Here is a 25,430-nt window from a genome sequence, read left to right as displayed (position 1 = left end):
CGTGCCGACGCTCGACGACCTTCCGTGGCCGGTCGCCACGTCGCGGCTCACGCTGCGGCGGGCGACCGCCGCGGACGCCCGAGCCGTGTGGGCCTACCGGCGCCTGCCGGCGGTCGCCGAGTGGATGACCTCGCTGGCCGGCGACGAGACCGACTTCGCGGTGTCGTTCAGCACGCCGGACCGGCTCCGCCCGACGCTCGTCGTCGAGCACCGCGGACGTGTCGTTGGTGACCTCAAGCTCGACATCGAGGACGCCTGGGGCCAGACCGAGGTCGTCGAGCAGGCCCGGGGGACGCAGGCGGAGCTCGGCTGGGCGTTCGACCCGGCCGTGCAGGGCAGCGGCCTGGCCACGGAGGCCGCTGCCCGTCTCCTGGACCTGTGCTTCGGCCCGCTCGGCCTGCGCCGGGTCACCGCGGTGTGCTTCGCGGACAACGTCCCCTCGTGGCGGCTCATGGAGCGGCTGGGCATGCGTCGAGAAGCAGCCCTCGTCGCGGACTCGCTGCACCGGTCGGGCCGGTGGCTCGACTCCTACGTCTACGCGATCCTCGCCGAGGAGCGCCCGTCAGGGCTGTGAGCGCACCTCGGGGTGCTCGACGAGGATCGCCCGGGCGCTCTCCAGCGCCTCGTCGACGGCGGCCCTCCGTGCCTCCAGCTCGTCGACGTAGGTGACGACGATCGGCGCCTGCTCGCTCGCCTCGATGCTGGACATGCGCTCGGTGAAGCCCGTGGTGGTCTTGCAGCCGACCAGCTGCAGCGCGAGGGCCACCTGCTCGTCGGAGGTCGTCCCGGGGTCGGCACCCTCCGGGAGCCACGGGCTGTCGGCGTCGACCTGCAGGCCCTCCTCCTCGAGGCAGTCGGCGAGGTCGGACAGGGCGCTGCGCGCTCCCGGTCGCTCGACGAGCCCCTGGGTGACGACCGCCAGCGGTTCGAGCCACGGGCCGTCGTCGAGCAGGGCGGAGGTGAGCTCGTTCACCTCGACCAGGTCGCCGCAGCGCGCGAGGACCGCCTGGTCGTCGACGCCGCCCACGTCGGTCGTGGGGCTGTCGTCGGCCGTCTGCTCCTGAGCGGGGCTCGGCGGTGCGAACCCGAACTGCTCGGCCTGCTCGACGGTCCACGGGCCGTAGTACAGCTCGGAGCCGTAGACCGCATCGACCTGCGGTGCCTGCACCGTGACGTCGACGCCGTGGTCGGCGGCGCACACCGCGACGAGCGTGTTGGCGGCCGCCGCGATCACCGCCTGCTCGTTCCAGGTGGAGGCGAACCGGTCGAACGGCAGCACGACAGCCCCGCTGTCGGTGTCGAGCTCGGCCGTCAGGACGACCCCGCGGGCCACCGCCGACGCCGTGGCGCTCGGGTCCGGTGCCAGGGCTGCGGGGGTGGCCGCCCCGGCGCTGCCTGCCCCGCACCCGGCGAGGCAGACGGTCACAAGCGCGGCGGTGCACAGGGACGTCGTCGTCCGACGGGGCATCCAGCTCTCCTCGGTGGTCGGGCGCACGCCTCGGCCGGGGCCCGGGAGGAGGCCCGGGCGCTGGGTCCGGAAGCGACATCGCTCCGGGACCATGTCCGATTTGTGCGATTCGGGACAGACTGGCGGGGCGTGCAGGCGGAGTCAAGGCCGACCTGCTCGGGCCGGGTCGGTGAGCAGCCCGTGCGGACCCGCAGGCCGGACGGGGTATCACGAGGCGGCCGACCTGCTCCTGAGCGCTGACCGCATCGGCGCGCAGGGGGCGTCGACGCGCGGCTCGGGTCCCGAACCCGAACGTCCCGGGCGTCCGGGATGGTCCGGCGCCATGATTGTCCCGTGCCGACCATCCCGGACGACGACGAGCTCGAACTGATCCGCCGCTCAGGCGTGGCCCTCCGCATGGGACGGCTCAGCCTGTCCTCCGGCACGGGTTCCTACCGCGTGAAGGCCTCCATGGCGCGTGTGGCCAAGGCGCTCGGCGTCGAGCGCCACGAGGCGCACGTGACGCTGACGGAGATCACCACCACCTCGCACCGCGGACGTTCCTTCCGCACCGAGGTCACCGAGGTGCGGACCATCGGGGTGAACACCGACCGTCTCGCCGAGCTCGAGCTGCTCGCGCAGGACATCGAGAGCCGCGGCGAGGTCACCGTCGAGCAGGTGGACGCCGAGCTCGACCGCATCGCGAAGAAGCCGCCGCTCTACCCGACGTGGCTCAACGCGACCTGGGCGGCGCTGGCCTGCGCGGCGTTCGCGTTCCTCAACGGCGCCGGGCCCGTCGAGATCATCGGAGCCACCCTCGGCGCCGGTCTCGGGCAGGGCCTGCGGCGCACGATGCTGCACCGCGGGTACAACCAGTTCGGCGTCTCGATGCTGGCCGGTGCCGTCGCCTCGCTCGCCTACCTCGGGTTCGCCCAGCTGCTCACCGTGACGGGTGTCGGCGGGCCGCACGAGGCTGGGTACGTCGCCGCAGCGCTCTTCCTGGTGCCGGGCTTCCCGCTCGTCACCGGTGCGCTGGACCTCGCGAAGCTGGACTTCTCCGCCGGGCTCGCACGGCTGACCTACGCGCTGATGATCTTCGTCTCCGCCGCGTTCGCCGTGTGGGCGGTGTCGATCCTGGTCGGGCTCTCGCCCGACCCGCCGCAGGCCCCCGACATGTCGGTCGCCGCCCTCGAGGGGCTGCGCCTGGCTGCCTCGTTCCTCGGCGTGCTGGGCTTCGCGCTCATGTTCAACGGGTCGTGGCGCATGGCACTGGTCGCCGCCGCGATCGCCGCCGTGCCGAACACGCTGCGCATCATCGCCGTCAAGGACTTCAACTGGCCCCCGCAGGCCGCCGCCGCCGTCGCCGCCTGCCTGATCGGCCTGCTCGCGGCCTGGGTGGCACCCAGACTCAACGTCCCACGCATCACCGTCTACGTGCCCGCGGTCACGATCATGGTCCCCGGCGTGCCGGCCTACCGGGCCGTCTACTACCTGTCGCAGGGCGACACGACGCAGGCGCTCGGCTACGGCGTCACGGCCGCACTGATCGTCACCGCCCTGGCCGTCGGCCTGGCCATCGCCCGCATGCTCACCGACCGCGAGTGGGGCTTCGAGCACTGACCCGTGCCGGTGCGCGGCGCTTTTGGTGCGTGGCGAGGTGCCCGGGTAGCCTGTCCCCGTCTTGGAGACGTCGCATAGCCAGGTCTAGTGCGCGGCCCTGCTAAGGCCGTGAAGGGGTCAAACTCTTCCGTGGGTTCAAATCCCACCGTCTCCGCGTGTGTGATGTCGCAAGACATCGGCGACAGCCCGAACCCATCAGGGTTCGGGCTGTCGTGGCTTCTGGGCTTGGTCGCCCCTGGTGGCGTCGGTGGTGCGGCTCGGCCCGTGGCTCCATGCCACCGGCAGACCGAGCAACCTTCTGGCCGCCCGCTGCGTGTTCTGGCCATGACGTTGGTGATCGGGGGGCTGCCGGTGGAGCCGGACGACGTGGTCGAGGTGCTCGTCGAGTCCGCGCGCACCGACCGGGCGGCCGAGTTCACTGCCTTCATGGTCGAGGCCGAGCCGCTGCTCGGTCGGATGGCTTGGCTGCTGTGCGGCGACGCGCACCGCGCCGAGGAGCTGGTGCAGCAGGCGCTCGTCCGCACGTATGTGGCATGGCCCCGAGCCAGATCGGGCGACCCCTTGGCGTATGCGCGCAAGACGCTCACCAACCTGCGCATCGATACGTGGCGCAGGCATCGACGTGAGGTTCTGACCGCACCCGATGGGATGCCAGAGCTGAGCGTCGGCGGCTCGAGCGCTCATGCGCACGCCGACCGGGATGTCCTCGTCCGCGCTCTGCTGCAGCTCAGCCCACGCCGGCGCCGGGTGGTCGTCCTGCGATACCTGCTGGATCTGTCGGAGCGCGAGGTCGCCAACGACCTGAGCGTCTCCGTGGGCACCGTGAAGTCCACCGCGTCGCGCGGTCTCGACCAGCTGCGCACGATCTTGTCTGCCTCCACTACCGCTGAGGAGTCCCGATGAGCCACGACGAGGCCTTCGTGGCCCACCTGAAGAACCTCGAGGTCCCGCCGCCTCCGTTGCCGATCGACCGCCGCCGCATCCTCGCGATCGGACGGCGTCGACGCGGGACGCGTGCGGCCGTCGTCTCCGCCGTCAGCGCGGTGGCCGTCGCCGGTCTGGTCACCGCGGCCGTAGCCGCGCTCCCGGGCCCGGACTACGCGGCTCCGCCCGCGACGACACCAACGGCTACGCCGACGACGCTGCCCGCACCCGAACCGTCGGCGACCCCCGCGCACGCCGTGATCGACCCGATCACCGGTCTGGTGACCACGCCCTTCTCGACGTTCTTGGTCAGCCAGCACGACCTCGACATCATGGGGAGCGCCTGGGATCTCGCACGGTCACGGTGCATGGCCGACGCCGGGTACGCCGACAACTTCGTCTTCGCGGTGCAACGCACGGCCCTGCCGGACATGTCGAGGCCGTACGGCATCTGGAACAGCGCCGAGGTTCGCCAGCGCGGGTACGCGGAGCCGCAGCTCGACCCCTACGACGGCGAGGGCAGCACGATCGACATCTCCTCAGCTGCGGTCGAGGCTGCGCTGGACTCGTGCAACGACCAGGTGTGGCCGATGGGGTTCATCGTCGATCCCACGTCGTTCGACGACAGCAAGCCGGCGGTGGGTGCCGAGTTCGCGGGCTACACGCCCGAGGGCAGTGTCGTGATCGCCGAATGGACAGCGTGCCTCGAAGCTCACGACGTGGCACCGCCGGACGAGGAGGGCTCCCTGCAGCCCGCCGGGGTGTTGAGCATGAGTCTGGAAGAGCAGGTGCGGATCGGCCTGATCGACATCGGCTGCAAGGAGTCCACGGACCTTCGGCAGCGGTTGGCGGACATCGACGCGGTCAACCAGCAGGCCTACCTCGACTCGGCGCCGGCGTACGTGGCGGCGTACACCGCCGCGATCGAGTCGGCCCTCTCCGCCTCGCGGGCGTACCTCGAGGCGGCCGGCATCGACATGCCGTAGGCGGACATCGCCCTGCTCTCCCGTGAGACCGGCGGCGCTGTCGCGGAGGCCGACATGCCTCGGTGGAGCGTGTGCGCACCTGCCCCCTCGTCGAGCTCGAGATGACCGGCACCTGCGAGTGAGTCGGCGCCCGCGTTCCTCGTGCCCGGAGGTCGGCCCGTGCGCGTCCGGTTGCGCACGGGCACTTGACGCGTGTGCGCGGTCGGTGCATTGTTCATTGAACATACTCAATGAGCGGGGGGCGGATGCTGATCTACGGTGGTCCGGAACAAGGGCCGTGGGCCTTCGTCGTGGCGTCATCGCCGTTCGTGGCTGCCGCGATCGTCACGACGTGGCTGCTGGTGCGCGACTGGACCCGCCCCGTCCACCGCGGGCAGGCCGGCGCCCGGGCCGCGCGGCACGCCCGCCTGACCTCCCTGGCCGTCGGCACGCTGCTGGCGGCGGGTCTCTCCGGCGTCGTCGGTGCCGTCTTCGTCGCCGACGTGCTCTTCGGCCGCGGGCGGGTGCTGGTCGTGCTGCCCTCGCTCTGCGTGGCCGTCGCGCTCGCGGCCCAGGCCGCAGGCGAGCTGACCTGGCCACGCCCCGCCGAGTCGTGCCGCGAGGCCGACGTCAGCCGTCGCACCGTGGCGGACCTGGAGGTCGACGGCCTGCGGGTCGCCACCTGGTGGTGGTCGGGGCTCACCCTGGTCACGCTGCTGCTGTGCGTCGGCGTGCAGCACGGTCCGCGCACGATCGCTCGTGACCTCCCGGGCGGGCTCCAGGACTACGCCCAGCCGTTCCCCGGGTCCTACTACGCCGTCCCGCTCACGCTCGGGGTGCTCGGGGTCGCCGCCGCCGGTGAGCTGGTCCTGCGACTGATCGTCTGGCGCCCGGCCGTGTCCGGCGTCACCCGGGAGTGGGACCTCAGCCTGCGCCGTCGCAGTGCGCGGACCGTGGCGGGCGGCGTGATGCTGACCTCCGGCCTGGTGCTGGCCGCGACGTGCCTGATCGCCGGTCTGAGCGTGCGTGTGCTCGGCCAGGGCTTGACCGACCCCTACACCGTCGTCGGCATCGGCCTGATCGTCATGGCGGCTACCGTTCTCGTGACGTCCGTCGTGCTGCTCGTGCGCTCCCGGATCGCGCGCCCCGCGGTGGCGGCCGTCGCCGTGGGGTCCGTGCTGCGGACGGCCGGGCGATGAGGATCACCCTCGACCTGGATTCCGGGGTCCCGCACTACGAGCAGCTGCGCGCCCAGATCGCGACGCACATCGCCTCCGGGCGGCTACGCCCCGGCGACCCGCTCCCGACCGTCCGCACCCTCGCTGCCGACCTGGGGATCGCCGCCGGCACGATTGCTCGCACCTACCGTGAGCTCGAGGCTGCCGGCCTGGTCTCGACCCGGCGGCGCCACGGAACGGTGGTGACCGCAGCCGACCACGGGACGACCGACCGGGTCACGCCCCTGCTCCGGGAGCTGGTCGACGCGGCCCGCGAGCAAGGGATCGCCGACCCCGACCTGATCGATCTCCTCCGGGGGACCCTCGCACTTGCGGGTGCGGGCCCGTCGACCTGACGCGTCTCAGCCCCTGGTCGCGGTCGCGACGGTGTCGAGCAGGCGGAGCTTGTCGTCGCTGGGGCTGCCCGGGACGGCGGTGAAGACCAGGAGCGACTGGGCGTGGTTCTCGGTGTGCAGGAACTGGCAGTCGACGTCGATCGGGCCCAGCTCGGGGTGCAGCAGGGTCTTGTTCCGGGAGGGCAGCACGCCGACCTCGTGGGCCGCCCAGATCTCGACGAACTCGGGGGAGAGGGTCGTCAGACGCTCGGCGATAGCCCGGGCGTCGCGGCCGCTGGCCTCGGAGCCGAGGGCGGCACGCAGCGCGGCGGCGAGCGTGCGCGACTGCCGGGCGTGGTCGTCGACCGGGTAGAGAGCGCGCTCGGTCTCGGGCTCGGCGAACCAGCGGTAGAACTGGCTGCGGCGCAGGCCGGTGAAGCCCGACTCGTCACCGACGAGGGCGCGGGCCAGACGGTTCTGCACGAGCGCCTCGCCGAGCTCGGAGATCACCATCGCGGGGGTGTCCTCGAGCCGGTCGAGGATGCGCAGCACGGCCGGGGGCACGTGGTCGGAGCGGTGCCCGCGCGGTGGGGGCCGATGGCCGGCCAGGCGGAACAGGTGGTCGCGCTCGTCGAGGCTCAGGTGCAGCGCGCGGGAGAGCGCCGTCAGCATCGCCTCGGACGGCTGCGGTCCGCGGCGCTGCTCGAGTCGGGCGAGGTAGTCCGTCGACATGCCGGTGCGGGCGGCGACCTCCTCGCGGCGCAGGCCCGGGGTGCGGCGTCGGGGCCCCTCGGGCAGGCCGACGTCGGTGGGGCGCAGCGCCTCGCGGCGTGCACGCAGGAAGTCGGCGAGGCCCGGTCGGTCCATGCGGCCATCATGCGTGCCGTGCGCGCGGGCATCCAGGGAGCGGCGGTCCCTGGATGCACGGGTCTCTGGTCGCGCGAGCGCTCCGGTCGCACGGTGGTGCCCATGGACATCACGAACCGCACCATCCTCGTCACCGGCGCGACCTCGGGCATCGGTCGCGGGCTCGCCGAACGCCTCGCCGACGCGGGCAGCACCGTCGTCGTCGCCGGACGCCGGGCCGATCTCCTCGCCGAGGTCTCCCGGCACCCGCGGATCCACCCGCTCGTGCTCGACGTGACCGACCCGGTCTCGATCGCCGCGGCCGTCACCGAGCTGGCCGACCGGTTCCCCGCGCTCGACACCGTGGTGCTCAACGCGGGCGTCATGCTGCCGGAGGACCTGCGCACGGGTGCCGACCTGGCGACCGCCGAGCTGACCGTGGCGACCAACCTGCTCGGGCCGATCCGGTTGGCGGCGGCGCTCGTGCCGCTCATCGCCGGGCGCCCCGGGGCGGCGCTGCTGACCACCACGTCCGGGCTGGCGTACGTGCCGCTGCCCGCGACGCCCACCTACAACGCGACGAAGGCCGCGCTCGCCTCGTGGACCGAGTCGTTGCGCGTGCAGCTCGCCGGGCTCGTCGAGGTGGTCGAGATCGCGCCGCCCGCTGTGCGCACGACCCTCATGGGTCAGCAGACGGCCGAGACCGCGATCCCGCTCGACGCGTTCCTCGAGGAGACCGTCACGCTGCTCCGCCAGGAGCCGACACCGCCGCAGATCCTCGTCGAGGCCGTGCACCCGCTGAGGTACGCGCGCGAACGCGGCACCTACGACGCCGTGCTGGGCGCGTTGAGCAGCCGGACGCACTGATCCTGGCGGTCGTGCCCGCTCCGGCCGAGGTCGAGCGGGCACGACCGGTGACGCGGCGCCGTGCGCGAGGCGCGGTTCGGTGCGCGTCGGGCACGGCTGTGGGACCGTTGGCCCGTGAGCGCCGCCGCCCCCGACCCGCAGGCCCTGTTCCCGGGGAAGCACTTCATCAGCACGGTGCTCGAGGCGCTCGAGACGAAGACCACGATGTCGGGCGCGCTCGCCCGCCGGTACCTTCAGCGGGCCGCGATGGCCGGCGTGATCATCGGTCTGATGTACGCGACGAACTACGCGGTGATCGCCGCGTTCGACGCGGTCGAGATCGACGGGTCGTCGCTGTACCCGCTCGGTCGGATCGCCGGTGCTCTGGCGTTCGGGTGGGCGCTCGTCTTCATCTACTACTCGCGGTCCGAGCTGCTGACCTCGAACATGATGATCGTCTCGATCGGCGCCTACCACCGGCGCACCACGTGGGGCCGGGCGCTGCGGCTCCTGGTGCTCTGCTACGTCGGCAACCTGGTCGGCGGCCTGTTCATCGCGGTGCTGGTCCGGTTCTCGACGATCGTCGACGGTGCGGCGTTCGACCAGATGGTCGCCTCCGTCGAGCACAAGCTCGCCTACGTCTCCGCCGGGCCGACCGGGTGGGTCGACCTGCTGGTCCGGGCGATCCTGTGCAACTTCTGCATCAACCTCGCGATGCTGCTCGTCTACAACGGCCTCATCAAGGACGACCTGACGAAGTCCCTGGTCATGATCATGTCGGTGTTCATCTTCGCGTTCCTGGGCCTGGAGCACTCGGTGGCGAACACCGTGCTGTTCAGCATCGTCGGGCTGAAGGAGGGCATCGACGTGGGGCTGGCGTCGGCGAACGTGGCCATCGCGCTGCTGGGCAACTTCATCGGCGGAGGCCTGCTGATCGGGCTGTACTACGCCTACGTCAACGACGACTCGAAGTGGCTGCGGGGGCAGGAACCGCCGGCCTGACTCCCGGCAGGGGTGGTGGCACCCGCCCGAGGGCCGCAGATGTCGAAGGTCCCGGGTCGAGTCCCCTCATGACCTGCGGTGACGCACCGATGAGCGATCCGTCGAACGAACCGGACCGACGGAAGGCGTCATCTGTGAGGACCCCCCGCGTGACCCCGACGGGCGCCGTGCGCACGTTCGGAGCCGAGCAGATCATCGTCTCCAAGACCGACCTGCAGGGGCGCATCACCTATGCCAACGACGTCTTCGTCGAGGTGTCCGGCTACACCGAGGTCGAGCTCCTCGGTCAGCCGCACAGCCTCATCCGACACCCCGACATGCCGCGCGCTGTGTTCCAGGCGCTGTGGGACACGGTCGCGGCCGGGCGGGAGATCTTCGCGTACGTCGACAACCTCGCGGCCGACGGCGCGCACTACTGGGTGCTCGCGCACGTGACGCCCTCGTTCGGCCCGGGTGGGCGGATCACCGGCTACCACTCCAACCGACGCTGCCCCGAGCCGGCGGCGATCCGCGCGGTCAGCGGCCTGTACGCGCAGCTGCGTGAGGCGGAGCAGCAGCACGGCACCGGTCGTGCCGCCGTCGAGGCGGGCAGCGCGCTGCTGCGGCAGGTGCTGGCCGACCGCGGGCAGACGTACGACCAGTTCGTCTGGCAGGTCATCTCCGAGGCGCAGGGAGCGGCGGCATGAGCGGCGCGACGCGCGAGGCCCGACGCGGGAGCGCACCCACGGCGCCCGGCACCGACGAGCTCGCCGCAGGCCTCGCCGTCATCGGTCGCACCCTGGACGCGGCCGCGTCGGGCGACCTGGAGCATCGCGTGCCGCCGCTCACCGGGCCCCCGGAGCTGCAGCGGCTGCGCACCGGGTTCAACCGGGTGCTCGACGTCGTCGACGCGTTCGTGCGTGAGGCCGGCACGGCCCTGACGTCCGCGGCCGAGGGGCAGTACCACCGTCGGATGCTCGTGCGCGGGCTGCCGGGCGCGTACCGCGACGCGGCGCAGCGCATCGACGCGGCCCGCGCGCACATGGCCCGGTCGGCCGCCGAGCTGGCCGCGCAGGAGGAGACGCGCGAGCGCATGGTCGGGCAGGCCGTCGAGGTCGCCGGGCACGTGGCCGCCGCGTCCACCGAGCTCGGCGCCGCGGCCGAGACCCTCTCCGACGCGGTGCACGCCGGTGTCAGCCAGGTCGACGGGGCGCTCGCCACCGTGCACGAGCTCGAGATGACCTCGGCCCGGATCGAGGAGGCCGTCACGCTCATCCGGCAGGTCGCCGCCCGGACGCGGCTGCTCGCGCTCAACGCGTCCATCGAGGCCGCGCACGCCGGTGACGCCGGTCGCGGGTTCGCCGTCGTCGCCGCCGAGGTCAAGAGCCTGGCCGACGGGGTCGCGGCGTCCTCCCAGGACATCACCGCGCACGTCGCCGCGGCGCAGCGCACCGCCGCGGAGGCCGCCGACACGATCGAGCGCATCGCGTCGGTGATCCGCGAGATGGACGGCGAGGTCGCCGGGATCGCCGCGGCCGCCGGGGACCACGGCCTGGCGCAGATGGCCGAGACCTTGCGCTCGGAGATCGGGCGGTTCGCCGAGCTGGGCTGACGAGGCCACCGACCTGCGACAAGGCCTTCACCGGACCTGCACCGGGAGCGCCTTCGGGTCGTACAGGGTCGACCTAGCGTGGCCACATGGCGGACAGGGGAGACAAGGAGCACGCGCAGTCGGTGCCCGGGCACGCACGGGCCCGCCGGGCGACCGTGGCGCGGCACGGCCGCACCCACCGCGAGCGACGTCTGCTGCGGTCCTTGGCCCTCGTGCTCACCGCGGTGGTCGTGACCGGCGCGAGCGGCGCGGCCGCGATCGCGCTGCGGATCAGCAGCAACATGAACCAGGTGGACAACAGCGACCTGCTCGACGACGTCGCCCGGCCCGCGGCACCCGCACCCGACCCGGACGACCCGAACTCCGGACGCGCCGTCAACCTGCTGCTCATCGGCTCCGACGACCGCACCGGCGTGAACGGCGTCATCGGCGGCGACGAGGAGGGCAAGCGCTCGGACACCACGATGTTCCTGCACGTGTCCGCCGACCGCAGCAGGATCGAGGTCGTCTCCCTGCCGCGTGACGCCGTCGTCCCGCTGCCCGCGTGCCCCGTGACCGGTGGCGGCACCACACGGGCCTCGGACGGCGCCATGTTCAACGGTGCGTTCGCCCGCGGCTGGGACACCGGGCTGGACCTGGTCTCCGCCGCCACCTGCACCCAGCTGACCGTCGAACAGCTCACGGGCATCCGGATCGACGGCTTCATCGTCGTCGACTTCATCGGGTTCCAGAACGTGGTCGACGCGATCGGGGGCGTGCCGCTGTGCACGCGCGAGGATCTGCGAGACGTCGACTCGGGGCTCGACCTGCCGGCCGGGGAGCACGTGCTCGACGGCCCGACCGCCCTGGCCCTGGCCCGCGCCCGCCACGACCTCAGCGACGGTTCCGACACGCACCGGCTGGACCGGCAGCAGGCCCTCGTCGCCGCGACCGTCCGCACCATCCTCGACTCGAACCTGCTGACCGACGCACCCGCGCTGCTGCGGACCGTCGACGCCGCGACCAGCGCGGTCACCGTGTCCGGCGGGTTCTCGCTCTCCGGCCTGGCCTTCTCGCTGAAGGGGGTCGACCCGGCGGACGTCGTCTTCCAGACCGTGCCCTCCGGGCCGAAGCCGGGCAACAAGAACCGGGTGGTGTGGACGTCCGAGGCCGACGCGCTCTGGGCGCGCCTGCTCGCGGACGCCGCACCGACGGCACCGGCCGCACCCACTGATCCCGCTGGACCCGCTGCGCCCGCCGATCCGGCGGCACCCGCGGCGCCGGCCGACCCTGCGGCGGCCTCGCCCGCCCCGACGCCGACGGTCGACCCGATGGCCGACCGGACACCCGGCGAGACGATCTCGTCGGCCGACGCCCAGGTGGCCTGCGGCTGAGGCCTGCGTGCACGCTGCGACGGCCGGCCGAAGGGTCCGCGGAGCGCGCGTGACCCAGGGCACGCAGATCCCGGTTTGGGCGGGCGCCCCCTGACCTGTATCCTCGTCTACGGCCCGCGAGGGCCATGCGCCCGTAGCTCAATGGATAGAGCATCTGACTACGGATCAGAAGGTTGGGGGTTCGAGTCCCTTCGGGCGCACCAGCACGACGAAGGCTCAGCACCATCACGGTGCTGGGCCTTCGTCGTTCCGTCCCGCGCCAGGCGCCCCTGGTTCACGTCGCCACGTGGAAGGCCTGGTCGAACTCGCAGTCCGCGGGCACGTAGGCCGCCGACACCGGCTGGGGCGAGTACCCGCCGCTCAGGGAGATCGTGTCGCCGACCACGTACGAGCCACCGTCCACCTGCAGCGTCGTGCCGTCCCAGGCAACCGCAGCCTGTCTGAAGACCGGCAGGACCCGCGAGCCGTCCAGCGTGCTCACGACCGTGAGGCACCCGCTGTCGAGGGCGAGGGTCCCTTCGAGGAGTGCCGAGTCCCCGCCCTCCGACGTGTCGTCGACGAACGCGACGACCCCACCCTCGTCAGGGGTGTCGCTCGCGGCCGGGGTCGACTGACATGCGGCGAGCGGCGATACGAGCGTCACGATGGTGAGCGCCCAAGCGGCGGTGCGCCTCGCACGGGTCACCGCGGTCAGCCGACGACGACGGCCGTCGAGGCCGGGTGGCACCCGATCCCGGACCCGGGGATCGGGCCGACTGCCGCCGAGTACGTCCGTGCTCGCATGTGCGCCCCTTGCGCTCGTGCCCGACATCGGGTCGAGCGGCACCCTAGGAGCACGGGCGTGCCGTCGCAACGGTGAGAGCGACCTGCACGTCGCCGACCCCCAGGTCGTAGCGTGAGGGACATGACGACGACCGCGGACATGATCGCCCGCCAGCAACCCCTCAGCTCCGCGTTCGGCTATCGCACGACGGCGGCCGAGGTCCTGGCCGGCCACGACCTGGTCGGCCGGACCGCGATCGTGACCGGCGGCTACTCCGGCATCGGCCTGGAGACCGTGCGGGCGCTGGTCGGTGCAGGGGTCGCGGTGATCGTCCCTGCCCGGCGTCCTGACGCCGCGCGGACCGCGCTCACGGGGCTCCCCGGGGTCAGCGTCAGGGACATGGACCTCGCCGACCTCGACTCGGTCGCCGCGTTCACCGCGTCCGTGCGGGCGGCGGACGCGCCCATCGACCTCGTGATCAACGCCGCCGGCGTGATGGCGACGCCCCTGCAGCGCACGCCGCAGGGCTGGGAGTCGCAGCTCGGCATCAACCACCTAGGGCACTTCGCGCTCGTGGCCGGGGTGGCCGACCGGCTCAGCGAGGGCGCCCGCGTGGTGGCGTACTCCTCGGTGGCGCACTACCGCTCGCCCGTCCTGTTCGACGACCTCAACTTCGAGCGCACGCCGTACGACCCGTGGGTCGCCTACGGGCAGTCGAAGACGGCCGACGCGCTGTTCGCCGTCGGGCTCGACGCGCGTGCCGCAGCGCACGGGGTGCACGCGTTCTCGGTCCACCCCGGCGGCATCATGACGGACCTGCAACGGCACATGCCGCGCGAGGAGCTGATCGCACGGCGGTGGATCGACGAGGACGGCAACACCAACCCGCAGTTCAAGACGCCGGCCCAGGGGGCTGCGACCGGCCTGTGGGCGGCGACCGCCCCCGAGCTCGTCGACCGTGGCGGCGTCTACGGCGAGGACTGCTCCCTCAAGGGGGTCGTCCCGCCCGACCACACCGACATGCTCACCGGCGGGGTCAAGGAGTGGGCCATCGACGTGGACGCCGCCGAGCGGCTGTGGGCGATCTCCGTGGCGGCGACCGGTTCGGAGCCGTTCGCCGCCTGAACCGGCCGGTGCGCCGGGGTCGGTCTCACGGGCGCTGCGTGCGGCGCTGCCAGGTGTGCCGCAGCGAGCTCGCCTCGTTGCTCAGCCCGGTGCCCGTGAGGATCCCGAGCGAGATCGAGAACAGCGCCAGCACCATGTCGATGAGCTGTGACACGGCCTGTGCGCCGGTCGTGGCGATCTCCGTGACGCCGATGAACCCCATCGCGCCGGGCACCAGCAGCCAGAACCCCGGCAACGCCGTGACCAGGCGCGGTGGGCCGGAGGGCAGGCGCGCGATGAGGCGTGACACCACGATGAGCACGAGGCCACCGAGGAACCCGGACAGCTGTGGCGACAGGACGACGCTGCCCACGGCCTGCGCGACGAACGCGCTGTACAGGGTCAGGCTGATCCACGGCAGCGAACCCTTGGGTGCCGACAGGTACAGCACGAACCCTCCGCTGACGAGCGCCACCCCCACGTACGCGACCCATGGTCCGAACGGCACCGGGGCGATGGGCGCCGGCGTGGCGACGACGACGGCTGCGGCCACGACGCCGAACGCCAGCAGCAGGAGCTGCGCGAGCCCGTAGACCAGGCGGCTCGCGCCGGAGACGACCTGGTTGTGCGTCAGCTCGATCGTCGCGGTGGTCAGTGCGGCGCCCGGCAGGAACGTCACGAGCGCCGGGGTGATGAGGATGACGGGGTCCACGCCCAGCCAGGGTCCGAGGACGGCGGTGGACAGCACGGCGACGACGAACGAGGCGAGCACCGGTAGCGCCGTGGCCAACGCGGACGTCTTCGGTACCAGCACGCGCGCCAGGCCCGTGAGCGCCCCGAGGATCGCCAGCCCGCTGACGGCGCCCAGCGACGGCCGCAGGCACAGGCCGAAGCCGACCGTCAGCAGGGTGTGCCCGAGCACGCCGAGCGCCGGTCCGAACCGCGGAGGTGCGGTCCTCAGCCGTGCGAGCCGCCTGCGCGCCTCGGCCAGCTCGATCGCCCCGGTGACCACCGCGCGGACCAGCTGGTCGAGTGCACCCACCTGGTCGAGCGAGAACGCCCGTCCGGTGGAGCTCGCGTAGTGGGTGCTGACACCGCCGGGGTCGTCGACCTGCACGAGCACCCCGGTGGGCACCACGAATGCGCGAACCTCGTTGTCGCCGTGGGCGCTCGCGACGACGCTCAGTGCGTCCTCGACCTCGTTGCTGGCCTGACCGGCGTCGAGCAGGCACACCCCGAGCTCGGTGAGCAGCGGCACGAGGTCCGGGTCGACGGTGCTGACCGGTGCGACCACGGCCGGGTGCTTGTCGGGTGAGGGCGCGTGCAGGAACGCGGCAACCCGGCGGCGCGCCGAGCGCAGCATCCGGGCAGCGGTGTGACCTGCGGCCATCGGTGTCCCCCCTGATGACCGGCGACCTGCACGTGCGGGCCCGCCGGTCCGTGGGCGCCGTCGGCCTGCGGATCAGTCGACGAGCTCCCGCAGGGTCGCGCGCTCGGCGTCGGTCAGGTTGGTGGTGACGAGCGTGCCGCCCAACCCGTGCAGCCGCTCGCCGAGCCGGTCGAGGTCGGTGCCGTCGGTGACGGCGAACAGCGCCGAGGTGCCGGGCTTGACCGACTCGCGGATCCTGTCGAGGTCCTCCTCGCGGATGCCGATGCCCTGCACGGCCTTGTGGCCGGCACCCAGCGCGGCCCCGGCGGCAGCGCCGACGAACGGAACGAAGAACAGCATGCCGAACAGGAAGCCCCACATCGCGCCCCAGCCGGCCCCGCGGGCGACGTCCTGGTGACGGTGGTGCGTCGAGGGCTTCTTGGCATCGGCGGGCCACGAGACGGTGGCCGTGTCGTCGAGCGTCAGCAGGTGCTCGTCCGCGGCGTTGCGGAGGATCTTCTCGACCTCTTCGGCACGGTCCGGGTCGTCGTACAGCCACACGGTGAACGTGGTCATGGTGTATCCCTCCCGACGCCAGTATGTCGGCGCCCGGTCCGGCCGTCGCGTCCAACCTCGTCCGCGGCGGACAGGGTTGGCGCGGCTCCGGCAGCGGTGGCTCCGCTCAGGGGGCCAGGTCCAGGATCGAGACCACGTCGACCCCGTCCTCCCGGCGGTACGAGGCGCCGGTGGCCGTGACCACGACGAGCGCCGACGGGGGTGTCCTCATGTTCCCGGCGATGCGCAGCAGTCCCGCGGCGGCCGGATCGACCACTTCGGGCCGAGCCCCGAGCTTGACCTCGATACCGATCCACTGGTCGTCACGGACCACCACCGCGTCGATCTCGGCGCCCGAGGACTCCTGGTACGCGTGCACGGTCGCCCTGGCTGCCTGCGCGTGCGCGGACAGGTCGCGGAAGACGAGGCTCTCGACGATCCACAACCGGCACAACGCGTCCAGGTACGAGGTGAGGGTCTTGGGCGCGAGCGTCTCTCCGCGACCGTTGACGTCGGCGCGCAGGGTCTTGTCGGTGACGTAGGTGCCGTTGCTGCGCGCGAGGGCGTACAGCAGGGCGGTGACCTTGCGGGGGTCGCGCCGGACGCCGTCGACGGTCATGATGTCGGCGGAGGCGATGGTCGTCAGGTAGTCGCGGTTGGCGTCGAGGGCGTCCTCCAGGTCGCGGTGCAGGTTCCCCGGCCAGCCGCCGCGGCAGACGAGCTCGGCGATCATCGCGACGTCCGCCTCGGAGGCGAAGGAGGACGGCTTGTCGCCGTCGAACAGGCCGGTGAGGGAGACCGCCCCGGTGCCGTGCCCTGCCTCGTGCAAGGTCATCGGGCCCATCCGGACGCGCGCGACGCGGCCGGCTCCGGTGTGCCGGGTGATGTCGTCCGCGGGGGTCGCCGATCCGGTGAGGATGAACTGCCCGTCGGTCTGGCGCTCGTCGACCTGGTAGCGGACCGCGTTCCACACGGCGGGGACGAGCTGCCACTCGTCGATCAGCCGCGGGACCTGCGAAACCACGACCTCAGCGGGTCTGGACACGATGGATGGCGTCCGTCGCCGAGCCACTACCCTGACGCGGCTGCGCCGCACGGACGAGGTGTGCGGGCCGTGAACGAGGGATGCCGACGATGCCACTCCTGACCGAGGTCCAGGTCGACACGGGCGACACCGCCTGGATCATCGTGTGCACCGCGCTGGTGCTGCTGATGACCCCGGGGCTCGCGTTCTTCTACGCGGGCATGGTCCGTTCGCGTCATGTGCTCGGCATGATCATGCAGAGCTTCGCGGCGATCGCCGTGGTGTCGGTGACGTGGGTCGTCATCGGCTACTCGCTCGCGTTCGACAAGGACGCGGGCGGCGGGCTGGTCGGCGGACTTGGGTTCGTGGGGCTGCACGGCGCGGACATCGCGGTGCCGGGGCTCGACCTGAGCGTGCCGCCGTTCGCGTTCGTCACGTTCCAGATGATGTTCGCGATCCTCACCGCTGCGCTGATCAGCGGGGCCTCGGCCGACCGGATGCGGTTCGGCGCGTTCGTGACCTTCCTCGCGATCTGGTCCGTGGTGGTCTACGCGCCCGTCGCGCACTGGGCGTGGTCGCCGGGCGGCTGGCTGGCGCGCGCGGGGCTGCTCGACTTCGCCGGCGGCACGGTCGTGGAGATCTGCTCGGGTGCCTCAGCGTTGGCGTTGGTGCTGGTCATCGGGCCGCGACGCGGGTGGCCGCGCGAGATGATGGCGCCGCACAACCTGCCGCTGACCCTGCTCGGTGCGGGCCTGCTGTGGTTCGGCTGGATCGGCTTCAACGCCGGGTCGGCCCTCACCGCCGGGCAGCTCGCGGCGAGCGCCGCACTGGCCACGCACCTGTCCGGCGTGGGCGGGATGATCGGCTGGCTCGTGCTGGAGAAGCGCGTCACGGGCAAGGCCACCACGCTGGGCGGCGCGTCCGGAGCGGTCGCCGGTCTGGTCGCGATCACCCCGGCGGCGGGGTACCTGTCGCCGATCCCGTCGATCCTGCTCGGCATGGTCGCCGGGGCGGTCTGCCTGCTGGCGATCCGGCTGAAGTTCCGGTTCCGGTACGACGACTCGCTCGACGTCGTCGCGGTCCACTACGTCGGCGGCGTCATCGGCACGATCGGCGTCGGGCTGCTCGCCGCGGCGGCCGTCAACCCGGCGGTCGTGCACGAAGGCCTGCTGCTCGGCGGCGGCCTCGCGCAGCTCGGGCGGCAGCTGCTCGGTGTCGTGGCGGTCAGCTTCTTCGCGTTCGGGGCCACCTACGCGATCGCGTGGGCGCTGCGGTCCACCATCGGGCTGCGCGTCACGCCCGACGAGGAGTACGAAGGTCTCGACTCCAGCCAGCACGCCGAGACCGCCTACGAGCTCACCTCCACCTCCGGCCTGGGAAGGGTCTCCTGATGAAGCTGATCACCGCCGTCGTCAAGCCGTTCAAGGTCGGTGACGTCCGCGAGGCGTTGGCCGCCGTGGGCGTGCGCGGGCTCACGGTCTCCGACGCGCAGGGCTACGGCCGGCAGGGCGGGCACACCGAGGTGTACCGGGGGGCGGAGTACCAGATCGACTTCGTGCCCAAGGTCCGCCTCGAGATGCTCGTCGACGACGCCGACCTGCAGGTGGCTCTCGACGCCGTGGTGGCCTCCGCGCACACCGGCAAGATCGGCGACGGCAAGGTCTGGGTCCAGAACGTCGAGGAGGTCGTGCGGGTGCGGACGGGCGAGCGCGGGGCCGACGCGCTCTGATCTGCGCAGGCCTCGCGCGGCGACCGTCAAGTTCACCCGGTCCCGCGCCGATGCAGTCACCATGTCGACACCGTTCGTCTCGGGGGCAACGGGACGTGTCACTCCTTCCACGCTCGACGACTCCTGGCTGCCGTGGGCCGAGGTGGCGAACGACGCCGACGAGCTCGAGCTGGCCGATGCGCTGCTCGCGGAGCTGCCACCCGAGCAGCTGACGACCCCGGTCGTCGTCGCCCGCGCCCGGCTGCTGCTCCTGCGCGGCCGAGCGCAGGAGGCCGTCGCCGAGCTCGCGCGGCACGGCGTCGACGACGTGCCCTCCGAAGGTCCGAGATCCTGGCCCGAGCTCGTGCTCACTGCCGCACGGGCGGGTGCGGGCGACGGGTACGCGTTCCAACGGCTGCTCGAGGCCGCGACGACGCACGCCGGGGACCCGCAGGCCTGGCGGATCGCCTACCTGGTCGCGGCCTCGGCCGAACAGCTCGGCCGCCTCGACGTGGCGGATAGCGCGTGGCGGGTCCTCGCGGCGCAGCACGGCATCGTGACGCCGTTGACGGTCAGCCGGCTCGCGATCGGCGAGATCTCGCACCGCGACCGGTTCCACCCCGAGTCGGCCGTCGCCGTCGTCACGACGCAGGCACGCAACCTCACGCGGCTCGCCCCCGCACCGCAGGAGGACCCGGGACCGACGCTGGCCGCCGTCGCAGGGCTGCGGGCACGCGGCGACGAGGCCGGTGCCCGCCTGCTCCTGCACGCCGTCGACCGGCTGTGCCCGGCGACGCCCGCGATCACCGAGGCGCTGCGCAGCAGCGCGCCCACGGAGGGCGTGCGCGCGCACCGGCTGAAGCTGGCCGGAGCCCTCCTCCTCGGCCTCCTGCTGCTGCCGCTCGGGATCTTCGGGATCGCCCTCGTCTGGGGAGGACGGACGCTGTGGGAGCGCTCGGTCCGCCTGCCGGGCCTGACGCTCACGGACAGCGCCGCGTGGCGGGCCATCGGGACCGTTCCTGCGGATGCCGGCTCCGCCGACCCCACCCGGACCGAGCGGGAGCAGGGCGCGGGCTGGTACGGGCTCGCGATCATCCTCGGTGCCGTCGCCTGGATGGTGGTCGGTACGCCCCTGAGCGCGACGGCCGGCCGGTGGTTCGGCGGCGACGCCGACACGATCGTCTTCGTGCTGGGGCTGGTCAGCCTGCCTGCACTGCTGGTCGTGGCCACGCGTTCCTTGCGGCTGCGGCTGCTCCGTCGGAGGGCTCGTCGTCGCACGGAGCGTGCGGAGCGGGCACGACTGGCCGAGGCCGCGCTGTGCCGGTGCTGGCAGACCCGCGGGCTCCGGGGCGACTTCGCGGCGGCGTACGCCACGAACCACCTGGTGCCCGTCCCCGTCCCGGCGCTGCTCGAGTCGCTCCGGCAGCGCGTCGGCTTCTGGGTGCACCTGCGCCGATGCCCGGTCATCGGTGTGCTGTGGCTCGGGGGTACGCCGGACGGCGGGGGAGCCGTCCACCTGCGCGGGGCCGTGCCCTCGACGCCGGGCCCAGCCGCGACCTCGCCCGGCGGCTTCTACCTGTGACCGCCTGAGCCGGGAGCCGCGCCCGGTCCTCGGTCCCCCTTCTCCCCAGACTTCGCCCGCTCACAGCCTTCAGCCGCCCGGCGCACAGGACGAATGCCCGGAAGAGTTGTGCATCGGTGCACTGGCGACGGGAGCGGACGATGCTGGGGCTGCTCGGGGGGCGGCTGGAACGACCGGTCGCGCTCGTGGGCGTGCTCGCGGTCGCGGCCTTCCTCGTCCTGCCCGCAGGCGGTGCCGCCCAGACCGTGGCCGCGACGGTCGCCTTCGCCCTCCCTCCGGCGGTCCTCGGCCTGCGGGTGCGCAGCCTGCGAGGGGCCGCGCACCCCCGCCTGCGGCTGCTGCTCGGGGCGTCGACGACCTACGGGCTGGCGATGGGGGCCTGGTACCTGGCCTTGGCGGTCGGCCACCCGATCGCGTTCCCGTCCGGTCTCGACCTGGTGTTCTTCGCGGTCTTCAGCTGCTACATCACGTTCCTCGCCCTCGTGCTGCGGGACAGCAGCCCGACGGGTGCCCTGGAGAGCAGGCTCGCGCTCGTCGACTCGATGATCCTCACGACGGCTGCGTGCGCCGTGATCTGGGTCGCGCTGATCCAGCCCGCACTCCCGGGCGACGCGTCGGTGTTCGCGACGATCGCCACGCTGGCCTACCCGGGGTTCGCGCTCGCGATGGTCATGGTCGCGGTGCGGCTCCTGGTGGCGTCCGGGACCCTGTTCTCGCGCTCGGGGCTGCTCCTGATGCTCTGGGTGGGGGCCGAGGCGTGCGGCGACATCGTCTACGGCCGGCAGATGACGACCGGGGACTTCGACTACGCGTCGGCCGTGACCGCGTCGTGGTTGCTCGGTTGCGTGGCGCTCGCGACGCTCGTCGCGCGGCAGGACCCGTCGCAGGTCCGGTCGGTCGCGCCGCGACGACCGGTCCGGCACGGGCGGCTGTGGACGTCGATGCGCCAGGTCATCCCTCTGGCGGCGGCCCTCGTGCCGTTCGCGCTCGCCCTGCTCGACCCCGACCATGCCGGTGCGATGGTCGTGGGCGGCCTGGTCTCGTTCAGCCTCGTCACGTGGCGCGCCGGCATGCTGCAGGGCGACCTGAAGGACGAGCGCCAGCTGACCGCTCAGCTCGACCGGGCGGTCGACGAGCTCGCAGCGCAGCGCGACGAGCTGGAGCACCTGGCGTTCAGCGACCCGCTGACGGGCCTGGCCAACCGGGCACGGTTCACCGAGGACCTCGAGGCCGCGCTCACCTCGGCGTCCCGAGGTCCGGGCACCGCGGCGGGCCCCACCGTCGGGGTCCTCATGCTCGACCTGGACGACTTCAAGGTCGTCAACGACTCGCTGGGCCACGGGTCGGGCGATGCGCTGCTCATCGCGGTGGCCGGGCGGCTCGAGGCCGTGGTCGCCGGGCGCGGCACGGTCGCGCGGCTCGGGGGCGACGAGTTCGGGGTGCTGCTGCCGGGGGCGACGACGGAGTCGGGGGTCGCGGTCGCCCGGCGGGTCGTCGACGCGCTGGCGCAACCGTTCGGGCTGGAGGGCCGCGTGCTGCACACCGCGGCCAGCGTGGGCGTCGCGGTGGTCGGGCCCGGTGGGGACGTGCAGGCCGTGATGCGCGACGCGGACCTGGCGATGTACGCCGCGAAGGCTGTCAGCAGCGGGACCGTGCGGGTCTTCGAGGCGCCGCTGCTCGAGCGTGCACAGGCCCGGCTCGAGCTGGAGAGCCACCTGCGCGGGGCGGTCGCCCGCTCCGAGCTCGTCGTGGAGTACCAGCCGATCCTCGATCTGCGCACGGGCGAGGTGGCGAGCATGGAGGCGCTCGTGCGCTGGCACCACCCGGCGTGGGGCGTGGTCCCGCCCGACCGGTTCATCCCGGCGGCCGAGTCCACGGGCACGATCGTGGGCATCGGGGAGTGGGTGCTGCGACGGGCGTGCTACGACGCCGTGTCCGTCAACCGGGACCGGGTCCGCCCGCTGTCGGTGACGGTGAACGTCTCGGTTCGCCAGGCGCAGGACGCGGGCTTCGCGCAGACCGTGCAGCGTGCGCTGACGGACAGCGGGCTGCCACCCGGCCGGCTCGTGCTGGAGGTCACCGAGAGCCTCGTGATGGACAGCAGCCCGACGGCTGCGGCGACGATCGCGGAGCTGCAGAGACTGGGTGTGCGGCTGTCGATCGACGACTTCGGCGCCGGGCACTCGTCGTTGGCGCGCGTGCGTGCGCTGCCGGTCCGCGAGCTGAAGATCGACGGTGAGCTGGTCAGGCAGCTGAGCGACGCGGCGTCGAGCCGGCCGATCGTCACGGCGATCATCGCGATGGGCCGGGCCCTGGACCTGGCGGTGATCGCGGAGGGCGTCGAGGAGGAGGACCAGCTGGACGCGCTGCGTGAGCTCGGGTGCGACATGGTGCAGGGCTACCTGCTGGCCCGGCCCGCGCCCCTGGCGGCGATCGCGCGCGACCGCCGGCTGCCGCCGTTGGCCGTGCTCGACGTGGAGGGCACCGCGATCCAGCGGCTCGGGTAGCCGACGGCTCGACGGTCGTGGCCGTCGGCTACCCGGTCGCGCGTGGTCGCGTCCCGCCGGACCCCGCGGGGCCGGCGGCTCAGCGGCTCAGTAGGCGACGGTGAACCGTGCGCGTCGGTGCGCGGGCGTCTCGATCTCGTCGACGAACGCCTGCGCGAAGTCGGCGCCGGAGATGGCCGACTGCCCGTCCGCGTCGACGAGCAGCACGTCGCCGCCGACCCGGAACGTGCCCGTGTGCTCACCGGGGGCGAACGCGCCGAACCCGCCGGCCGGGCTGACGTAGAACCAGTCGACAGACTCGTCCGAGGCGCGCAGGTCGTCCAGGACGGCACCCATCTCGAGCGACTCGGGCTTGTACTCCGCGGGGAACCCCTCGGTGTCGTAGACGCGAGGGCCGCCGGGGGCGACGTCCAGCGAGCCGGCACCGCCGATGACGCCCAGGCGCGTGCCGGTGCCCTGCACCGCCGTGGCCAGGTCGGCGACGACCCCGCGCACGGCGCCGGCGAGGGGTCCGCGCGGTGCGAGGGCCTCGACGACGACGTCCGCGTCGGCGACGACCTGCTGCAGCAGCGCCGCGTCGGTCGCGTCGCCGGTCACGTAGGTGACGCCCTCGACGGGCTCGGCGGGGGCGTTGCGCGAGTAGGAGGTGACCTGGTGCCCACGCCGGGCGGCCTCGCGGACGATGCTGCCGCCGGCGTACCCCGTACCGCCCAGGACCTTGATGCGTGCCATGACGTGCGTTCCTCTCGTCGTGCTGCTTCCCTGCGAAGCGCCTGCCAGTTACCGTAGGAGAGTGAGTACCGGATGGGAAGTAGGCACTTTCCGGTAACCGGCTCCCGTCCAGGTGCGTGTCCGAAGGAGCGTGGCGATGACCGACCGGCCGTTCGACCCCTACGTCCGGGACTGCCCGACCCGCCAGCTCCTCGACCGGATCGGGGACCGCTGGACCGTGCTGGTCGTCGGCACGCTCACGGGCGGGCCGCTGCGGTTCTCCGAGATCGCGCGCCGCGTCGACGGGGTGTCCCAGAAGATGCTCACCCAGACCCTGCGTGCGCTGGAGCGCGACGGCCTGGTCACGCGCACGCACCACCCGGAGATCCCGCCGCGCGTGGAGTACGAGCTCACCGAGGCCGGGCGCACGCTGCAGGAGCCGCTGCGGGCGCTCGAGGACTGGGCCACGGTGCACATGGCCGGCGTGCTGTCGGCGCGCGAGGGCTACGACGCGGCTGTGTGAGTCGGGCTCTGCGCGGTCAGACGCTGCGCGGCACCCGTCCGGTGAGGGTCATGAACCGGCACATGAACCGGTGCCCGGGGTCGGAGACCTTGCCGAACATCAGCGGGCACCCACCGTCGATGACGGTCATCCCGTGCTCGCGACCCCACGCGACGGCGGCCTTGTCGACGCTGCCGGCGTCCACCGAGCGGTGCATCCACACCTGCGTGATGCCGAGCCCTGAGGCCTCCTCGACGGTGGCCTGCGCCCGGTCGGGCCGGGTGCCGATGACGACGGCCTCGACGCCGCCGGGGATCGAACCGAGGTCCGGGTAGGCGTCGTCGCCCTCGACCTGCTCGGCGTTCGGGTTGACGGCGAACACCTCGTAGCCGTGCTCCCGCAGCCGTTGGTAGACGACGTTGCTCCCGTGGCTGCCCGGTGTGCGCGACACCCCGGTGACGGCGATGCGTCGTGCGGCGAGGAACGTCTCGGCCGCCGCCTTGGTGCTGGTCATCGTCGACTCCTTCAAGGGTCCGTCGGCTCGCGGTCGGCGGGTGCCCGATCGATGCGTACGGTATACGCATCACGGTAGCGCGGATCCTCCCGCCATGGGGGCCGTTCGGTCAGGCGTCTGCGGCGGACCCCTGCTCGAGCGCCTCGATCCCGTCCAGGATCCGCCCGAGCCCGAACTCGAACGTGCCGTAGCTCGACCCCGGAGCGTCCAGCGCACCCGCCTCGAGCGCCCGCCGCAGCGACGGCAGCGTCCGCGCGTCGACCACGCCGCGCAGCGTCCCGCCGAAGTCGCGCGCGAGCGGGTTCACCTCATCGGCGGGCACCGCCGTCTCGGCGCGCCAACGCGCCTCCCACAGCACGAACCCGCTGAGCAGCAGGAGCGCGTCCGCCTTGTCGTGCTCCGCCAGTCCCGTGCCCTCCAGGCACGCGAAGCCGCGGTCGAGCCACACGAGCTGGCTCGGCGTCCCCGCCCGTTCGGCGAGACGGATCTCCTCCAGCCACGGGTGCGCCAGCAGCACCGCGCGCTGCGCGTGGCACCACGCGCTCAGCCGGGCGCGCCAGCCGGGGCCGTCGGGGGCGCCGGTCACCTCGGGCGCCGAGGCCGACCGCCACACGGTGTCGTGCATGCGCAGCAGCAGCTCGTCCTTGTCCGCGACGTGCCGGTACAGCGACATCGGCGCCGAGCCGAGGCGTCGGGCCACGTTGCTCATCGACACGGCCGCGAGCCCCTCGGCGTCGGCCAGCGCCACGGCCGCCTCGACGACCCGATCGGCCGACAGGCCGCGCCGACCCGTGCCCAGAGCCGCACCGGCGTCGCGCCCGACCGCGCCGAGCGGGCCCGGGCGCACGGACGGTGACTGCTCGGCTGCCATGCGCCGATGCTACGGGCGCGGTCCGGCGCGGGCCCGTGATCGACCCGTCCGGAG

At 72.9% G+C, this 25,430-nt stretch carries 26 protein-coding genes and 2 tRNA genes; 19 read left to right on the top strand and 9 right to left on the bottom strand.

The window, feature by feature from the left end; genetic code table 11:
• The first annotated feature begins 1 nt into the window (after window position 1).
• Window positions 2-574, top strand: coding sequence for a GNAT family N-acetyltransferase (locus tag BKA22_RS05940; RefSeq protein ID WP_146952618.1), 573 nt, complete (start codon window positions 2-4; stop codon window positions 572-574).
• Here the strand turns inward: BKA22_RS05940 and BKA22_RS05935 are convergent.
• Window positions 563-1,468, bottom strand: a complete 906-nt coding sequence (locus tag BKA22_RS05935) for a hypothetical protein (protein ID WP_146952617.1) — start codon at window positions 1,466-1,468, stop codon at window positions 563-565. The two genes, BKA22_RS05940 and BKA22_RS05935, sit on opposite strands and share 12 nt — an antisense overlap.
• A gap of 333 nt (window positions 1,469-1,801) precedes the next feature.
• On the opposite strand from BKA22_RS05935, the gene BKA22_RS05930 reads away from it, so the two are divergent.
• From BKA22_RS05930 to BKA22_RS05905, 6 genes are all read left to right on the top strand, one after another.
• Window positions 1,802-3,067: a threonine/serine exporter family protein gene (locus tag BKA22_RS05930; protein WP_146952616.1), complete on the top strand. Its 1,266-nt coding sequence runs from the start codon at window positions 1,802-1,804 to the stop codon at window positions 3,065-3,067.
• 63 nt (window positions 3,068-3,130) lie between these two features.
• Window positions 3,131-3,221 (top strand) — tRNA-Ser (locus tag BKA22_RS05925).
• 8 nt (window positions 3,222-3,229) lie between these two features.
• The gene (locus BKA22_RS05920; RefSeq protein ID WP_306458349.1) at window positions 3,230-3,970 is read left to right on the top strand and encodes a SigE family RNA polymerase sigma factor; all 741 of its coding nucleotides are present in this window, start codon (window positions 3,230-3,232) and stop codon (window positions 3,968-3,970) included.
• Window positions 3,967-4,977 carry a hypothetical protein gene (locus tag BKA22_RS05915; RefSeq protein WP_146952615.1) on the top strand — a complete coding sequence of 337 codons (1,011 nt, stop codon included), beginning with the start codon at window positions 3,967-3,969 and terminating at the stop codon, window positions 4,975-4,977. Before BKA22_RS05920 ends, BKA22_RS05915 begins: the two co-directional genes overlap by 4 nt.
• 245 nt (window positions 4,978-5,222) lie before the next feature.
• The gene (locus tag BKA22_RS05910) at window positions 5,223-6,155 is read left to right on the top strand and encodes a hypothetical protein (RefSeq protein ID WP_146952614.1); all 933 of its coding nucleotides are present in this window, start codon (window positions 5,223-5,225) and stop codon (window positions 6,153-6,155) included.
• Complete coding sequence (locus BKA22_RS05905) at window positions 6,152-6,529, top strand: GntR family transcriptional regulator (protein ID WP_146952613.1); 378 nt, start codon at window positions 6,152-6,154, stop codon at window positions 6,527-6,529. The genes BKA22_RS05910 and BKA22_RS05905 overlap by 4 nt, the downstream gene beginning before the upstream one ends.
• A 6-nt stretch (window positions 6,530-6,535) precedes the next feature.
• Here the strand turns inward: BKA22_RS05905 and BKA22_RS05900 are convergent, their stop codons facing one another.
• Window positions 6,536-7,375 (bottom strand): helix-turn-helix transcriptional regulator, encoded by an 840-nt coding sequence (locus tag BKA22_RS05900; protein ID WP_146952612.1) that lies wholly within the window; start codon window positions 7,373-7,375, stop codon window positions 6,536-6,538.
• 102 nt (window positions 7,376-7,477) lie between these two features.
• Here BKA22_RS05900 and BKA22_RS05895 point away from each other — a divergent pair, with 102 nt between their 5' ends.
• The 6 genes from BKA22_RS05895 to BKA22_RS05870 all read left to right on the top strand — a co-directional run bounded on the left by BKA22_RS05895 (window position 7,478) and on the right by BKA22_RS05870 (window position 12,369).
• Window positions 7,478-8,221 (top strand): SDR family oxidoreductase, encoded by a 744-nt coding sequence (locus tag BKA22_RS05895; RefSeq protein WP_146952611.1) that lies wholly within the window; start codon window positions 7,478-7,480, stop codon window positions 8,219-8,221.
• A gap of 114 nt (window positions 8,222-8,335) precedes the next feature.
• Window positions 8,336-9,202: a formate/nitrite transporter family protein gene (locus tag BKA22_RS05890; protein ID WP_223203536.1), complete on the top strand. Its 867-nt coding sequence runs from the start codon at window positions 8,336-8,338 to the stop codon at window positions 9,200-9,202.
• Between the two features lie 149 nt (window positions 9,203-9,351).
• Entirely contained in the window at window positions 9,352-9,888 is a 537-nt protein-coding gene (locus BKA22_RS05885; RefSeq protein WP_223203535.1) for a PAS domain-containing protein, read from the top strand.
• Complete coding sequence (locus tag BKA22_RS05880) at window positions 9,885-10,793, top strand: methyl-accepting chemotaxis protein (RefSeq protein WP_146952609.1); 909 nt, start codon at window positions 9,885-9,887, stop codon at window positions 10,791-10,793. The genes BKA22_RS05885 and BKA22_RS05880 overlap by 4 nt, the downstream gene beginning before the upstream one ends.
• Before the next feature lie 86 nt (window positions 10,794-10,879).
• On the top strand, window positions 10,880-12,166 hold the full coding sequence (locus BKA22_RS05875) for an LCP family protein (RefSeq protein WP_146952608.1): 1,287 nt from the start codon (window positions 10,880-10,882) through the stop codon (window positions 12,164-12,166).
• A 127-nt stretch (window positions 12,167-12,293) separates the two neighbouring features.
• A tRNA-Arg gene (locus BKA22_RS05870) sits at window positions 12,294-12,369 on the top strand.
• A gap of 71 nt (window positions 12,370-12,440) precedes the next feature.
• Here the strand turns inward: BKA22_RS05870 and BKA22_RS05865 are convergent.
• Window positions 12,441-12,809, bottom strand: a complete 369-nt coding sequence (locus tag BKA22_RS05865) for a hypothetical protein (RefSeq protein WP_146952607.1) — start codon at window positions 12,807-12,809, stop codon at window positions 12,441-12,443.
• A 261-nt stretch (window positions 12,810-13,070) separates the two neighbouring features.
• Between BKA22_RS05865 and BKA22_RS05860 the strand changes: the two genes are divergently transcribed.
• On the top strand, window positions 13,071-14,054 hold the full coding sequence (locus BKA22_RS05860) for an oxidoreductase (protein ID WP_146952606.1): 984 nt from the start codon (window positions 13,071-13,073) through the stop codon (window positions 14,052-14,054).
• 25 nt (window positions 14,055-14,079) lie between these two features.
• Here the strand turns inward: BKA22_RS05860 and BKA22_RS05855 are convergent, their stop codons facing one another.
• From BKA22_RS05855 to BKA22_RS05845, 3 genes are all read right to left on the bottom strand, one after another.
• A complete protein-coding gene (locus tag BKA22_RS05855; protein WP_146952605.1) occupies window positions 14,080-15,423 on the bottom strand; it encodes a threonine/serine exporter family protein in 1,344 nt (447 codons plus the stop codon).
• 72 nt (window positions 15,424-15,495) lie between these two features.
• Complete coding sequence (locus BKA22_RS05850; RefSeq protein ID WP_146952604.1) at window positions 15,496-15,978, bottom strand: DUF1269 domain-containing protein; 483 nt, start codon at window positions 15,976-15,978, stop codon at window positions 15,496-15,498.
• 106 nt (window positions 15,979-16,084) lie between these two features.
• Window positions 16,085-16,981, bottom strand: a complete 897-nt coding sequence (locus BKA22_RS05845) for an ATP-binding protein (RefSeq protein WP_179561655.1) — start codon at window positions 16,979-16,981, stop codon at window positions 16,085-16,087.
• Window positions 16,982-17,091: 110 nt separating this feature from the next.
• Between BKA22_RS05845 and BKA22_RS05840 the strand changes: the two genes are divergently transcribed.
• From BKA22_RS05840 to BKA22_RS05825, 4 genes are all read left to right on the top strand, one after another.
• Entirely contained in the window at window positions 17,092-18,372 is a 1,281-nt protein-coding gene (locus BKA22_RS05840; protein WP_146952602.1) for an ammonium transporter, read from the top strand.
• Entirely contained in the window at window positions 18,372-18,710 is a 339-nt protein-coding gene (locus BKA22_RS05835; RefSeq protein ID WP_146952601.1) for a P-II family nitrogen regulator, read from the top strand. Before BKA22_RS05840 ends, BKA22_RS05835 begins: the two co-directional genes overlap by 1 nt.
• A 61-nt stretch (window positions 18,711-18,771) precedes the next feature.
• A complete protein-coding gene (locus BKA22_RS05830; protein ID WP_146952600.1) occupies window positions 18,772-20,271 on the top strand; it encodes a hypothetical protein in 1,500 nt (499 codons plus the stop codon).
• Between the two features lie 140 nt (window positions 20,272-20,411).
• The gene (locus BKA22_RS05825) at window positions 20,412-22,778 is read left to right on the top strand and encodes a putative bifunctional diguanylate cyclase/phosphodiesterase (RefSeq protein WP_146952599.1); all 2,367 of its coding nucleotides are present in this window, start codon (window positions 20,412-20,414) and stop codon (window positions 22,776-22,778) included.
• Between the two features lie 87 nt (window positions 22,779-22,865).
• Here BKA22_RS05825 and BKA22_RS05820 read toward each other — a convergent pair whose 3' ends face one another.
• Window positions 22,866-23,510 carry an NAD(P)-dependent oxidoreductase gene (locus BKA22_RS05820; RefSeq protein ID WP_146952598.1) on the bottom strand — a complete coding sequence of 215 codons (645 nt, stop codon included), beginning with the start codon at window positions 23,508-23,510 and terminating at the stop codon, window positions 22,866-22,868.
• A gap of 136 nt (window positions 23,511-23,646) precedes the next feature.
• Here BKA22_RS05820 and BKA22_RS05815 point away from each other — a divergent pair, with 136 nt between their 5' ends.
• Entirely contained in the window at window positions 23,647-24,012 is a 366-nt protein-coding gene (locus BKA22_RS05815; RefSeq protein ID WP_146952597.1) for a winged helix-turn-helix transcriptional regulator, read from the top strand.
• A gap of 16 nt (window positions 24,013-24,028) precedes the next feature.
• Here BKA22_RS05815 and BKA22_RS05810 read toward each other — a convergent pair whose 3' ends face one another.
• The gene (locus BKA22_RS05810; protein ID WP_146952596.1) at window positions 24,029-24,505 is read right to left on the bottom strand and encodes a CoA-binding protein; all 477 of its coding nucleotides are present in this window, start codon (window positions 24,503-24,505) and stop codon (window positions 24,029-24,031) included.
• Window positions 24,506-24,614: 109 nt separating this feature from the next.
• On the bottom strand, window positions 24,615-25,376 hold the full coding sequence (locus BKA22_RS05805) for a TetR/AcrR family transcriptional regulator (protein ID WP_146952595.1): 762 nt from the start codon (window positions 25,374-25,376) through the stop codon (window positions 24,615-24,617).
• Window positions 25,377-25,430 lie beyond the last annotated feature (54 nt).

The sequence above is a fragment of the Cellulomonas soli genome (assembly GCF_013409305.1).
In the GTDB taxonomy this organism is placed as follows: domain Bacteria; phylum Actinomycetota; class Actinomycetes; order Actinomycetales; family Cellulomonadaceae; genus Cellulomonas; species Cellulomonas soli.
The sequence above is the reverse complement of the archived record's forward strand: the minus strand, read 5'-3'. Positions and strand labels throughout refer to the sequence as shown.